We start from the raw sequence: 14,829 nt of genomic DNA, 5'->3' as shown, positions 1-14,829 counted from the left end.
TCCTCCTTCCTAACCGCTAGTCTTGATAAAAGACTTTACGTGAGATCAGCGCCGTCGTTATCCACAACAGCAGTGCAATGATGACAAAATACATCCAGGACATGGCTGCGCTCAGCCCGAAATTGAAGCTCTTGAACGCTGTATCCACCACCATGCGGCTGGTCTGGTCGCTGATGAAGCTGTCGATGATGGTGTAGACCAGATTGGTCAGAATCAGCGGGCCGATCATCGGAAACGTAATTTTCCAGAACGCCTCATAGCCTGTGGAACCTTCAATCTTCGCCGCCTCATACAGGGAAGGTGAGATCGATTGCAGCCCCGCTAAAAAGATCAGGATCTGCACGCCCGATTGGCTGACAATCTCATAGATCCGGCTCACCGCTCCAGTCAGATACTGCACCACGGTAGGGCTCAGGCCAGATTCGATCAGCAGCGTGGTCAGCTCCAGATTCTTGATCACCGACAGGCCTCCGCCTGTGGAATCACTGGCGCTGCGTACAACGGACTGCATCAGGTCCCCGTTCTCGATGCTGGCAATAATGCCCGAGGCCAGAATGACCGGCAGGAAGAAGATCGCCCGGGCCAGCACTCTGCCATGGAACTTCTGATTGAGCAGCACGGCGAAAAACAGGCTGAAAATCAGAATAAGCGGGGTGTTCAGCACGATATTCATCACAGATTCCGTTAATGTCCGGACATAGGATTCATGGGAGAACAGCGCCTCCCGGAAGTTCGCGAGTCCGATATACTTCAGCGTGAAGCCCTCATCATTGACCTGCAGGTTACTGAGGCTGAACCGCAGGGAAGACAGTAGCGGCGTCAGGAACAGGAAGCAGAAGCCCGCGAACCAGGGAAGAATGAAGTACAAGCCGTAATATCTGTTTTTTTGCTCCAGGGACAGCTTCTTAAGCTTCATTATTGCTGCTCACCTCCTACCCGGTAATTCCGTCCGTCTATGGTTACTCCGCCCACACTCACCGGCGTACGGTTGTAATTGACTATAATCGTGGTGCCTGCTTCATAAGTCGTCTGATAGACACCTTCCGCCAGCTTCTTATGCTCTCTGATCGTCTGGGACTGGACATTCTTCAGCACGAGGCTCAATGCCTGATACTGACCGGCTGCCTGGTCAATCCAGCTGCGGTAATCGGCGGAGTAGAGGCTGCCAAAGCCCGTCATTTTAATCGCGGAAGGATCAGCATAGAACCAGGTGTAATACGGTGCGCCCCCGGTCTCCAGCGCCTTGAGCAGACTGAGCGATGCATCCTGATCGTCAGCCATATTCCAGGCAGTTCCGGCATATTGCAGATAACCGTGGTACACCATCTGGAAGAAGGGGATGCTCTCATCCGTAATATTGAACCCGCTGCTCTGCATGGGTGCAGCCAGTATATGGCGGGCGAAGGGAGCCGCGTACGCATTGCCGCCCTCTACCATCAGGCGGGGCACCGAGCTGCTCATACGCTCCAGCTGCTCCTTGACGATTCCCTCGGCCTGCTGGCGGTCAACCAGTTCCTCCGCATTGAAATCGGAATTCAGCCCGCTGCCGAGATCCCGCAGGGACAAGCCGTCTACTCCAAGCTCTGCATAATCCCCGAGGAAACCGTCTACCACACCCGGCAATACCCGGGGGCTGACGACATAACCGGAGGGCTCCTGCACATCCAGCTTCAGCATGGAGAAGTCGAAGGGATACGTATGCGCCAGCTTACCCGTAATCAGCCGGGAGGCCTGTGACTTGCGGAGGCCCTTGGCTTCCGGGAAGGTCTGTAGGAACGAAGCATCGGGATACAGTGTAATCCCCTTATCCTGTGCGTAGGCCTGCAGCTCCTTAAGCCCAGCGGTCCCGCCAAGCTTGCTGTCTACAGATACGCCCTTCGGGTAATTATGGTTGATGCCGCCGTTGAACCATCCGGTATACCGCAGTTGAATGTCCCCGATCCCCTTCTCCTGCATCTGCTCCAGAATGGCCTTGGCCTCCTTGAAGGAGGTAAGCGGCTCATAAGCGCTGTAAGGAATGCCCAGGAAGAATTTCTTCTTCGGAATGCCGCCGATCAATTCCAGATAAAAGGGAACGTTCTCTGTCCTGTCCAGCCTTGCCATCCTGGTATGTTCGATTAAGTACTCCCGGTAATGCGCGGCCATACCTGAATAGCTGGCTTCCTCCTGATCAAGGAAGCTGTACGCTACAGTGATATCTCCGGGGTAGATCCCCGCCTGAAATTGCTTCACTGTACTGGAGCGCCAGCCGTTGGTCAGTGTCACTTCCTCCAGACTGCCTAGCGTATAGCTGGAGAAGACATTGTTATACTGATTCAGCCGCCCGCTGACATCTGCCTCCACAGCCGCAACCGCGTCCCCGCTCTCGATCACCGCCAGGAAGCCCCGGTCCTCAACCTTCATGCCGAATACAGGCAGCCGTGCGGTCTCCTCCTTCTGCACTTGCCCCAGCTGGGTCAGCGCAGCATCCGGCCCGTACATCGCTGTACGGTAAGGGGTAGCATAGAGCTTGTTATTATTGAAGTGTATCAGTGACCCGGAGCCGTCCGGCACCAGGCTGTAGCCTTCATCCTTTGTCCCGCTCGCCCCAAAAAACGGAAGCAGCGACAAACTCTGAATGTGCATATTATCCGGATAACGGACCTTATCGCCCGGGATGCTTACCTTCAGCTGCTTCCCGTCCAGCCGGTATTCCAGGGGAAGTGTCACCAGGGCGGCTCCGTCATCCTCTTCACCGTAGGCGGCTTTATCGATGGCGATTTGCGCCTCATCATAGCCGATCAGCCCGAACAGGGTGGTTACCTTCTTCAGCCCCACTCCCTTAAAGGAGGTGTCTCTTCGTTCATACCGCTTACTCAATTCATCGTACCTGAACCGCTTCTCAATCTCCTTCTTGTCACTTTCCTTCTCAAGACGGCCGATGATCAGGGTACGGAAGCGTTCTTCACTGATGTATTTGGGAATTCCGTCGATATTGCTCTTGACCTCCCCCAGCGTGTACACGATGTTCAGACTGTCACCCGATTCCTCAATGGTGAATTGACTGCTCTGTACACTGTGGGTGTAGTTGTCGTAGTTCATGAGATTACCCTTGCTGTCATAGTAGGTCAGCTCTACCTGCACATTCAGCTTGGATTTGTTATAGCCGGTGGCAACGGCGTCCTGTTCACGGTCCTGCGGGTTAGAATACCAGATCGCTCCGCTCTTCTTATCCTTAACGGCAACCTCCGTAGTCGTCTGATTCAGATACAGGGTCAAATACTCGTTGTCCAGGGCCGCCTTCAGATCTGCGGATAGCTCCGGCGCTTCCGGGGTACGGGTATTCTGCCCGCTCTGCACTTCAGACTGTACCGCCGCTTCCGCTTCAGGTGCGGATTCCGCCAAGTCCGCGTAAGGCAGAACGGCTGCCCCGCTGAGCATAAGTACAATTGCAATGATGGTTAGCTTCTTCTTCAAAGCCTGGCTCCTCCTTTCTTATCCGCGAAGTGAAAGCTCCTGGTAGACGGTGTAGACAAAACTGACAATTTGCTGGATCAGATTAAAGAACAGCAGGCCCAGGAAGATGATGATGCCCACCACGGCCAGTGTCAGCAGCATGGTTGTAATCGTTTTGAGCACCGTGTACTGATGAACGGTCATGGTTCCGATGAACAAGAGCCACACGAACCAGAGCGTGGCCAAAGCATCCAGCAAATGATAGAAGGAAGCCTCCCGCAGCGTGATCACATTACTGAGCAGGATATTGGGAATGTTGATCAGAATCAGCGGAAGCAGGGCGTACCCGGTCGTAATGACGATCTCCTTGAACTTCCCTTCCCCGTCCATCAGCGTCGTCAGGGACCAGTTCGCCAGGCACCAGAGCAGGAACGGGAAAATAATATACTTGAGCTCATTGATGCTGTTCAGTGCAAGCGGGTGATTATAATTGACCACATAGCCTACATATTGGCGCTTCACAATCATGGTCAGGGTAAGGGCCATAAGAATGCCCAGTGCCATGCGCAGCTTGCCCTTATTCTCGTATTTCAGATCCCAGAATCCGTCGAAGGGGTGCACTGCTACATGCAGTGAATATTTAATGTCCTTAAGAAACGACATCCTGAACCCTCCCTTCCTTTCTCGGCCGCTTCACCAGGCGGACGATGACGCAGCCGCCCAGCAGCACGGCTATTATTCCAGTCATATAGAGGCTGAAATAATCGCGCATATACTCCCTGCGGTATTTCCCAAGCGCCTTGGAGTAATATTCGCGGTCATTACCCAGCTTCAGATAAGTCATAGCCTCCTTATATTCGCCTTGGCGGAGCAGCGATTTGCCGATGCCGACATACGCCATCTCATAGTTGGCATCCAGCTTCAGCACCTCCCGCCACAGCTTAGCGGCTTCATCATGCTTACCGGAGCTGTACAGGGTGTTGGCTTCATTGACCATGCTGCCGAACTGAGTCACTGTGAACTCGGTAATTCTCCCCAGATCACGGTCCAGTACATAGATTGCATCCTCATAGCTCTCCACCGCCGCCGGGTTCTTGAAGGTACCGAGCTGGCTGCCTAGTTGACCGATGACATACAGCAGCTTGCCGTCCTCATTGTAGGTGAACACCCGCCCGCGCGTAGAGTCCAGTACCCGGTAGACTCCGTTTCCGGTCACATCAATATCAATGAAGGCGGAGCGGTCCCGGCTCAGATCGCCGATGGGCGGGATCTCTTTGCTGACCCGCAGGACATCGATGCCGGAGGGATTCAGTCTTTTTACCGGAGAAAAGGTCTTCTTATCCACCGTAGTAGTATAGATGAAGCCATCCTCATCGACATCGGTATTATTGAATTCCAGCGGAATGAACTGCACCATCTTCTCGCGCTGCTCCTTGGTCGATACCGACTTCCAGAACAGATCCACAGGATCAAACTGCACCTTATTCGTGCCCATGAAGCCTGTGAACTGCCCGTCGCTGTCGAACTCGATCAGCCCTTCATAGACCCCTCTGCCAACCACATAGATGCGGCCAGCCTTATCAACAATCACCTTCCGCGGAAAATACTCAAAACCCGCTCCGATCACATCCGCCTTCGGCGGTCCAATCTCCCGCACGAAGGTCCCTGTGCCGTCCAGCTCGACCAGCCGCCCATTCTCCGTATCTGCCACGTAGATCCGGCCGGCGTCCGTAACGAAGAGTCCCTCCGGGTTATTGAAGCTGTCCTTCTTCTCCCCGTTCTGGAAGCCTTCGATAACACGGAGTGTGTTCCACTCCTTATCCAGCACCACAATCCGCCCGTTCCCGGAATCGAGCACGTACAGCAGCCCCTCCGCCGAAACGAACAGGTCCCCCGGAGCATTCCAGGCTCCTGTTCCTGCCTCTAGCCCGCCGATGGCCCTCGAAGGAAGATAGGCAATCGGCGACTGAACCGCCTCGCCCCAGTAGGAATAGGTATATCCTTCATACGGCGCAGCCCCGGCCGGCCTTGGACACAGGCTCACAAGCAGCAGCACGGATACAAGCACCAGTATCGATGACTTTATTCTCAACCCTAACGCCTCCATCGCTTCAGTCCTTCATGCCGGACGAAGCCATCGTCTGAATCACATTGCTCTGTGACAGAATGAACGTCACAATCGGCACGGTCATCATAATCACCGCTACCGCGGCCCCGACTCCTGCACGGGCGATCCCGCCCTGAATAATCTGGCCCATCGCGTAATGCAGCGTCTTGAGCTGTTCGCTGTAGATGAAGCTGCCGCCGTCCGTGCCCCATAGCATCTGCATCATCAGGATGAGCAGCGTCAGCCAGGCCGGCTTCACCAGCGGCATAACGACCTGCCAGAAGATGCGGTATTCACTTGCCCCGTCAATCTTCGCCGCCTCCAGCAGCGCATCCGGGATCTGCTCCATAAACTGCTTCATTAGATAGAGTCCCAGCGGATAGGCAAAGGCGGGAACGATAACCGCCTGGTAGGTGTCCATCCAGCCTAGAGCGGACATAATCATATAGTTCGGTATCGCGGTAACATGCGGCGAGAACATCAGCGACAGGACAACCACGGTGAACAGCACCTTAGAGCCGCGGAATTTATGCTTCGCCAGCGGGTAAGCCGCCGCCGAGGCCAGCAGGATATGCCCGGCTGTACCGGCAGCGGTAATGAATACCGTGTTGAATATATATCTGGAGAACGGCACCCAGGAATTCTTCATCACCTGAAACAGATTGGCGAAGTTCTCAAGCGTTGCATTGCGCACAAACAGCGTAGGCGGGAAAATAAACAGCTCATCCAGCGGCTTGAACGCATTGTTAATGACATAAATTAACGGAATCGCCATGAATGATCCGAATCCGGCCAGGGCCAGGAACAGCAGGGCGTCGACCTGCCAGGAACGGTTTACTTTTTTGTTCAGACGTATTGCCAGCTTCATCCCGCTTATTCACCCACCCTCTTCAGCAGCTTTTGGACAATCAGATTGCTGCCCAGCATCATCACGAACAGCACGGTGGCAATCGCCGAGGCATAGCCCATCTCGAAGCGGATCGTACCGTAGTCCACCAGATGGGTTACAATCGTATGCGCCCCGTACTGCACACTCGGGAAGCCTGCCAGCGCCATAGCCACATCGGCAACTGCCAGTGACGCAGTGATCTGAATGACCGCACCGAACATCAGCTGCGGGCGCATGGAAGGCAGCGTAATGAACCACAGCTCCTGCCAGCGGTTTTTGACACCGTCCACAGCCCCTGCTTCATATAACGTCTTGTCAACGGTCTGCAGTCCGGCGATGAAGGCCAGGAAGCTGGTCCCCAGACTTAGCCAGAGCTGCACCAGCATAATGATCCCCAGCATATACTTGGGGTCCTGCAGCCATTGGATCGGCTCATAAATTACGCCAAGCTGCATTAGGAAACCGTTGATAATCCCGTAGGAGTCACTGGAGAAGATAATCTGCCAGATGAAGAATACATTCCCCGAGATGGACGGCGCAAAAAAGATCAGGGTCATGAACGCCCGCAGCTTGGGATTCAGCTCATTGATCAGCCAGGCAAACAGAAAACAGGCAATATAGCTGACCGGTCCGGTAACGACTGAGAAAATCAGCGTATTCTTGACCCCGATCAGGAACACATCATCGTTCCAGAGCAGCTTGGAATAATTCTCCCAGCCGATCCAGCGCGGCATCTCCAGCATGTTGAAGTGCGTGAAGCTGAAGATGATCGAAATCACTACCGGCAATACGGTAAACAACAGAAACAGCACCATATATGGAGCCAGCAGGATATACAAGTGCTTATCCCGCCGCACATCCTTGCCGAACAATGCCCAGTAATTACGCAGCCCGGAAGGGGACAGCCGGGGCTGAATCAAGGGTTCGGCCGTATTTTTCACTTTCTGCACAAGAGTCCCTCCCTATTCCCTTCGTTTCAAATCGAACTCTGCTCTCTTTTGATCAATCTCATAGTCGATCTCCTGCACATAATCGTACAGGGCATCGGCGGTATTCGTTCCATTGTTGATGACCTCGCGCAGAGCATTGTCCAGATGGCGGCCCGTGAAGTAACCGCCCGGCACCTCAGGCACACCCTGCACCCATTGCCACTGCTCCTCCAGATGGCGGTAATCGCTTGTCGGCCACGGCAGCTCCTTAAGCGCTTCAACGTTAGCGGTCGGATACCGCGCAGCCGCGCCCATGAGGCCCTCCATCTCCCGGCCGAAGCGGACCTGCGAATCCTTGTCTACCCACCACTTCATGAATTCCCAGGCGGCAGCCTTGTTCTTAGCCTGCTTGAGCATCAGGGCGGCGGTGCCCCCGCTGGCCACATCCCTGCGGATACTGCCGTCCGGCTGCTTTGTGCCCGGAACCGGAATGAATTCCCATAATCCCTTAATCTCCGGCGCGGATACGCTCAGATAGTTATAAAAGGTATAGTCCTGAATGCCGACCGGCATCTCGCCGGTGCGGAACCGCATCGGGAAGTCGAAGATCAGCGGCAGCTTGTAGCTGGTATAGAAATTGGTCCAGTCCTTGAAGGCAGCCAGCCCGGTCTCTGTATCGAGTCCGCTCTTCGCTCCGTTATTCAGATAAAAGGATCCGCCCATCTGATAGAGCAGCATGGCATAGGCGCGGTTGACCTCCAGCACCGGCACGCCTGTCGTCTGCGCGAGCGGCAGTGCCATATCCATCCGGTGCTTCTGCAGCACCGGAATCATTGCATATACCTCATCCCAGGTCTGCGGCGGCTCAAGATTCAGCTCCTGCAGAATATCCTTCCGGTAGAACAGCATGTTGAAGATCTGCTGCTCCGGCAGGGCAAAGACCTGATTCTCGAACCGGTACGGCACGAGCGCACTGTCTCTGAACTGCTTCACCACTTCCTCATAGCCGGGATACTTCGACAGATCCTCCGCCGCCTGGCGCATCCCGAAGTTCACCGGCATATCATTGCCGACCTGCATCGCCACATCCGGGCCTTCCCCGGCCAGCGAGGCGCGCAGCAGCACATTCGGACTCACCAGCTTCAGATTGACACCGATGCCGGTGAGCGGGGTAAATGTATCATCAATCATTGCCTTCAGCACCTGCGCCTGGTCGCGGCCGGTTCCGATCCATACATCAATGGTCTCGCCGTTCTCCGTGGTATTGCCAATGGTGTTGTAATCCTCGAAGAACGAATGGGTGAAGGACGACACCTCATGCCCGATCTTCCGGAATACGGAAGCATTCGCCTTTGGCAGCTTCACATCCGGCGAAGACAGCAGCAGGTAATCAATTTCCAGCGGCTGCTCCCGTACCTCCAGAATCCAGGAGCCTACGCTGCCCACGTTGATTTTGAACTGCGACAGCCGCTTTTGCACCGTTTCCGGCTTATCGGCCATGTCCGCCAGCTGATAGGCAGTTTTATTCAAGGTTGCGGTTTTATCACTCTTTTCCCCTGTAAGCCGGACCAGCTCTTCCGATACGCCATATAGAATCTGGCTCTGCTCACGGAAGACCGCCGTCATATCCGGGATTTGCTCCTCTAGCCTGTAATCGCGGTACGGATCTGGCACATTGCCTGTAATCATCAGGATTTTGCGGTACATCGCGTTAATGTCCAGCACACTGGCCTCCACCTGGCGCAAGAGCGGTGCAATGGCTCCGAGGCTGACCTCCAGCTGCAATTCGTGTTTTCCTTTGCTTAAATAGAATAAATAAGGCTCCTCATCGTTCCCCAGCCGGTTCATCTGCCAATCCGAGTCATAGTAGAACGGAATCTGCAGCATTTCCCGGAACGGAATCTCTCCGTCAATCCGCATAGAGCGTGTGGAATATATCCCTCTTAGCAGCTCCTGCCGGCCTTTGATGGTGATGTTGTACAGACCGTCCTCCGGCGCTTCCACCTCCCAGGCGATCCATTGGCCCGGTACCCGCCAGTTGTTGCCGCCAATGGTGTTCATTCTGATCTTGGAGACATCGTACGGCTCTGTTGATGGGCTTGAGCGGTCTGTGACCGGATACAGGGTCGGGGAGGATTTGTAGGCCGCCGCTTCCCCCTGCACCTTCACCGCGTGCCCGCTGGTGGCCTTATATCCCTTGGCCTCGTAGCTCTGCTTCACCTCTGCGTAGGCAGCGGGTGCAGCGTAGCTGTGCAGCTTAATATAGTCGATGACCATCGGTTCTCTGCTGGATACCATCGTCAAGGTGTGCCTTCCGGCCGACAGATAGAATTGGTAAGGCTCCTCATAGTAGCCTTCCGTATCTCTCAGCAAAGTCTCCTGCCAGGCCGGGGCCTCAATCTGGCGCGGCCGGAGATCGTTATCCCGGTTATCCTGCTGGATCTCCGGGTTCTCATTGACCCAGATCCGCCCGAAGGACAGATTGCGGGCGCTGGTGAACGGCAGCTTGCCGTCAATCAGCAGCTCACGTTCAATCGCCGAGCTTTTGCCCTTCACCGGATAATACCGGACAGAGATGTGGTACAGCCCGGACTTCGGCACATCCAGCTGCCACTCCACCGAACCGCTCTCCTCCGTTCTGACGTATCTTCCCGTCTCACCGCCAAGCTCCGTCAGCACCTCCGGGCTCATCCCCTCGGCCCCGGTATAATCGGCTCCATTCAGCATAATTTCTTCACGGGGCTGCTCCTCGCCCTCGTATTGCTGCAGATAATGCTCATAGCTGCCCTCAGGCGGCTGCCGCATCTCCTGCCCGTTCCCCGTCTCACCTTGTGCCTGGGCAGCAGGCAGCTCTGCACTTGCCGCAGGCAGCGCCATCATGGAGATCAGCATGACGGTTACAAGTGTCCGGTTCATCATCCGCCGGGATAATGATATTCTCACTCAGGTTCCCTCCTCTAGCAGACTTGCAAATTAAGAGTGATACAGGTGCACACGGCTACGCCGCCCTATAAGGGCGGCTGCCGATTCTGCGGACTAACACAGCAGGTATTGCGCAGGACAAGCAGGTATTACGCTTGTTATAAGCTGTCCTGTTCCCTATTTCTTCTCTTTATCCTGCTCACCGCTCAGTACCTTCTTGGCTGCGGCCTGCGCCGTTCCAATGACTTGGGCCACCCCGGTGGACGGTGTAATCTCGCCCTTCAGGAATTTCTCAGTTACCTTATCCAGCTGATCCTTAACGCCAAGACCGCCGTAACGTCCGCCGAAGACCCGCTCCACCTTACCTTCATCATTCATCGCATTGGCGATAGAGGCTTCATCCGGCAAAACATTCTCCATCGACAATCTGCGGTTCTCCTGCCAGCTGTCGAACGGCTGCAGATCCTCCCAGATCTTCACGATGGTATCCGCATCCTTGACCCCTTTGGGAATGGCATAGGCTGCTGTCTGGCCCAGCGGATCGTAGTACTTATCGGCCTGCGGGCCTTTTGGAATATAGACATATCCCCATTCATCCTTCATCTTGCCGAGAATACGCCCCTCGATTTCCCAGAGACCGCCCGGATACATAGCCACCGTTCCTTCTCCAAAATACTTAGCCGGATCTTCCCAGTCATTGCCCTCGTTAGGCTTGAATACCTTATCCTGGGTATAGAGCTTATGAAGGAAGTTAAGCGCTTCCATGGATGCCGGTGAATCAAAGACCGCCTTCTGGGTAGCTTCGTCATAGATTTTGCCGCCGTTGCTGGCGATCAATAGCTCTGAGATTACATAATGGGCTCCGGCCAGACCGTACTGGTCCATCTTCCCGTCCCCGTTCTTGTCAATCGTCAGCTTCTTCGCCGCATCAAGCATCGTATTCCAGTTCCAGTTATCCTCATCCATCAGCTGCTGCGGGTCCTTCAGGCCTGCTTCCTTGAAAATACGCTTGTTGTAGAACACGCCGCTGTCGTTCGGGCTGTACCAGCTCTCCAGGCCATAGACCTTGTCGCCGCCGAAACGCATGGAATCAATCACGCTCTGATCGATGAGTGAGTCCTTCAAATAATCATCCAGCGGTGTAAGGAAGCCGCCATGCATCAGGCCCCAGATGAAGCCGTCCGGCAGCCGGACAATTTCGGCAAACGGATCGCTTGCCATAACGGAAGAGGACAGCTTCTCGGCGGTGGACCAATACTCTGTATTCAGGTATTTAATCTTGACGTTGTATTTCTCTTCCACCGCTTTGATCCGCTCGCGGGCAAGCTCATCTGCCTCTGAATCCCCGACAGGAGTGGCATCCCACCAGTGGGAAATGCGGATCTCCCGCCCGTTCAGATTGGCAGCCGGTGTTGCCGAAGGCGCTTCCGTTGCCGCTGCTGGCGTTTCACTGGCTGCCGGAGCCTGTGTCGCCTCCGCCGCCGGTGTTGCCGGTGCAGCCGCATTATTCCCGCCGCTGCAACCGGTTACAAGTGTAACTACGGCTGTCAACAGCATGAGCCAAGCCGAGCTTTTCTTCTTTAACTGTTTCACTGTTCGCCACGCTCCCCTAATTTCAGTGATGTTAAACTAATCCAAGCCTGTATGCGTCCGTACACTGCTCCTTCCCCATGTCATATTTATATAGTGGCGTATGCCAGCATATAAGCCCTTAAGATAATCCTCGAAATAATAGGTTACGGCTGCGATTTCTAATACTTTTCAAATTATCAGTAAATTCGAAAACTCCCCTTATTCCATATGTACCGCCAGAGTAACCGCTTACTCAAAACCAAAAAAATAATGAAATGGGTTTCATGAAATCCATTTCATTATAACTTCTGCTTATCCTCTGGTCAATCCTACTTTACACAAATTTCATGCTTCAATCCAAAAACTTTCCAGAATACAGGCCCCCTCATGCTGAGGCACTCCACATACGCCTGGAAAGTTCTTGACCGCCCCTGGATGAACATACTTGAATGCTTGCGCGGCAGACTTGTCTGGTAAGCAGCTTCCGGCGGGAGATATTGCGGGCTATTCTGAGAGCTATTCTGCAGAATTTTTCGGGCGTCCCGTGCTGTCGCGTACCACCAGCTTTGGCTGGAGCACCGTCCGTTTCTTGGGATTCCTGCCGCAGATCAGCTCATGAAGCATCTCTACAGACAGCTCCCCCAGCTGGTTGGTGTTCTGCGAAACCGTGGTCAGCTCCGGAATAACCGCTCTGGACAAGGGCGAATCGTCGAACCCGACGATCGACAGATCCTCCGGTATCTTCAGCCCATGCTGGGTGGCAGACTTCAACGCCCCGATAGCTGTAAAATCATTCACACATAGCACCGCTGTCGGCCGGTCCTCCTGCTCCAGCATCCGGTCCATCAATGCCCGCCCGCCCTCGATCGAGAAGTCGTGGAACATGACCCAATCCTTGCGCAGCGTAAGCCCCTGTTCTTTCAGCTTCATCCTCACCGACTTCAGCTTCACTTGGGTTGTGGAGGTCTCCTCCATTCCCCCGAGGAACCCGATTCTCCGGTGCCCCAGGTCCAGCAGATGCTGGGTAGCCAGTGCGGCCCCTTCCTCTTCATTGGTATATATGCGGTGCAGGCCGCTCCGGGGCAGATTGCCGTTGACCAGCACGATCGGCACATGCTTCGACAGCTCCACGACCTCCTGCGACAACGCCGGCGGGCACTGGTCCAGGTTAATTCTGCCGCCCAGGAAAATAATCCCGTCCACTCTTTTCTCTCGAAGAATGCTAAGGTACTCCGACTCGCGGCTATGCTCACCCGCCGTATCGCAGAGGAAGAAGGTATAATGCTTCTCTCTGGCTACATTCTCGGCTCCCCAGAAGACTTCCGGGAAAAAGGGGTTGGTGATGTCAGGCAAAATCATGGCGATCGTGCCGGTCTCCTTCTTGAGCAGACTGCGGGCAAGCGCGTTCGGCTGAAACTGGTGCTTCTCAATCACAGCCATGATGATCTCCCGGGTGCTCTCCTTGACCGGAGCTGTATTGTTGAGGACACGGGAGACTGTGGCTACGGACACCTGGGCCTCCTTAGCGATATCATATATGGTAATCGTCTTCATCCTTTACCTCCTTAGTCTCGCGTTCCTGGATTATGGCTTTTGGCAACTTATATCCGGGGCGGATGGGTGCGGGGATTGGGGTGGGGCGGGAGTTGGGGCGGAGCAGGTGTTGCGGCATGGGGCAGGGCGCGGTTAGGGTTGGTAGGGCGCGAGGGAATGGCTCGGCGAATTCAGGGGTATTTGTGCTCCTCATTTTGCTCAACCGCCCGCTTTTGGCGAATTCAGGGGTATTTGTGCTCCTCATTTTGCTCAACCGCCCGCTTTTGGCGAATTCAGGGGTATTTGTGCTCCTCATTTTGCCCAACCGCCCGCTTTTGGCGAATTCAGGGGTATTTGTGCTCCTCATTTTGCTCAACCGCCCGCTTTTGGCGAATTCAGGGGTATTTGTGCTCCTCATTTACGCCTGCTGCCTACTTTGGATACTTTTAATAAGATTCATCCCTTTGATTTCACCGTGCGGCTTCACTTTCGGCACATTCAATGGGATTTATCCCTCTGATTTCACCGCGCGGTCCACTTTCGGCACATTCAATGGGATTTATCCCTCTGATTGCGCCGTACGGCTCCACTTTCGGCACATTTAATGGGATTTATCCCTTTGATTTCAACGTGCGGCGGCTCACTTCCGTTAGTGGTGCACATATACTATACTTTCGGCTGTTGAGGTCAGGTAATATATAGTTCCAGTTTGTCCACATCCGATAGCCACACATTTGCTCAACAGCACACGGAAGCGGAGGCACTCTCTTTAGAAGGACGGCAGCCGTTGCAGCGTTGGTGAGAAGATAAGAGAAGCACTCCCGTCTAGCACTAAACATACTAATCTTTACACTGCAACCGGCAGCAGTGATACTCATATCTCGGTGGAGTGTATCGCTCAGCGGGTAACAGCATCACAGCTGTGGCTTAGAGCCTACGTCTCTTGCTCATCGAAATAGCTGTTCAGCAGCTTGAGGAACACATTCGGAAAGGCATAATTCTTCATGTCCTCGCGGCTGATCCAGCGCTGCGCTCCGCTGTCTGCCGCATCGGCTGCGGCATCCCCGCTGTCGAACAGCGCCAGCGGTGCGTCTTCCGCTGGCTGTATCCCCAGCGCCGCAGCCACGCGCTCCGCATGTGCCGCTTCAGCGTCCGCGTCCAGCGGGCTGTCGCCGCGCTCCGCAGGCGCCGCCCCATACATGGCGCGGCCCTCCGCTGCCAGCGGCAGCGCCGCCTCTTCCCTGCAGCGGTACACCTGCAGGGTCCACACAATATGGCTGAATGTATGCTCCGCAGCCATCCAGTGCCCCTCAGGCCGGGCGTGAATCCCGGCCTGGCTCATGGACCGGCGCAGCCGGTCCAGCGCTGCCGCTTCCGGCAGCAGCGCACCGCGCGCGCCGCCAGCCTCAGCAGGCGGCGCAGGCCAGTGCGGCAGCTCCCCC

The 14,829-nt window shown here is 55.0% G+C and carries 9 protein-coding genes and 1 pseudogene; all 10 read right to left on the bottom strand.

The genetic code is table 11. The features are described 5' to 3' along the window. Positions 1–16: 16 nt before the first annotated feature. On the bottom strand, positions 17–916 hold the full coding sequence (locus tag C162_RS27840) for a carbohydrate ABC transporter permease (protein WP_036700035.1): 900 nt from the start codon (positions 914–916) through the stop codon (positions 17–19). Further along, entirely contained in the window at positions 916–3,456 is a 2,541-nt protein-coding gene (locus C162_RS27835) for a DUF5696 domain-containing protein (RefSeq protein ID WP_051493984.1), read from the bottom strand. Before C162_RS27835 ends, C162_RS27840 begins: the two co-directional genes overlap by 1 nt. 18 nt (positions 3,457–3,474) lie before the next feature. Next, complete coding sequence (locus C162_RS27830) at positions 3,475–4,098, bottom strand: Yip1 family protein (protein WP_036700034.1); 624 nt, start codon at positions 4,096–4,098, stop codon at positions 3,475–3,477. Beyond that, a complete protein-coding gene (locus C162_RS27825; RefSeq protein ID WP_162174499.1) occupies positions 4,085–5,527 on the bottom strand; it encodes a tetratricopeptide repeat protein in 1,443 nt (480 codons plus the stop codon). Before C162_RS27825 ends, C162_RS27830 begins: the two co-directional genes overlap by 14 nt. Positions 5,528–5,546: 19 nt before the next feature. Further along, positions 5,547–6,410, bottom strand: a complete 864-nt coding sequence (locus C162_RS27820; protein ID WP_036700030.1) for a carbohydrate ABC transporter permease — start codon at positions 6,408–6,410, stop codon at positions 5,547–5,549. A gap of 5 nt (positions 6,411–6,415) precedes the next feature. Further along, on the bottom strand, positions 6,416–7,321 hold the full coding sequence (locus tag C162_RS27815; RefSeq protein WP_372238099.1) for a carbohydrate ABC transporter permease: 906 nt from the start codon (positions 7,319–7,321) through the stop codon (positions 6,416–6,418). 72 nt (positions 7,322–7,393) lie between these two features. After that, positions 7,394–10,252, bottom strand: a complete 2,859-nt coding sequence (locus tag C162_RS27810) for an extracellular solute-binding protein (RefSeq protein ID WP_442792480.1) — start codon at positions 10,250–10,252, stop codon at positions 7,394–7,396. Positions 10,253–10,459: 207 nt separating this feature from the next. Next, entirely contained in the window at positions 10,460–11,875 is a 1,416-nt protein-coding gene (locus tag C162_RS27805) for an extracellular solute-binding protein (RefSeq protein WP_036700024.1), read from the bottom strand. A 495-nt stretch (positions 11,876–12,370) separates the two neighbouring features. Continuing rightward, entirely contained in the window at positions 12,371–13,408 is a 1,038-nt protein-coding gene (locus C162_RS27800; RefSeq protein WP_036700021.1) for a LacI family DNA-binding transcriptional regulator, read from the bottom strand. Between the two features lie 913 nt (positions 13,409–14,321). Next, positions 14,322–14,829 (bottom strand): annotated as a pseudogene (locus tag C162_RS36425) (A/G-specific adenine glycosylase); the annotation flags it as partial.

The organism is Paenibacillus sp. FSL R7-269 (assembly GCF_000517865.1).
GTDB lineage: Bacteria > Bacillota > Bacilli > Paenibacillales > Paenibacillaceae > Paenibacillus_AQ.
This window is presented reverse-complemented; position numbering and strand designations above follow the sequence as displayed.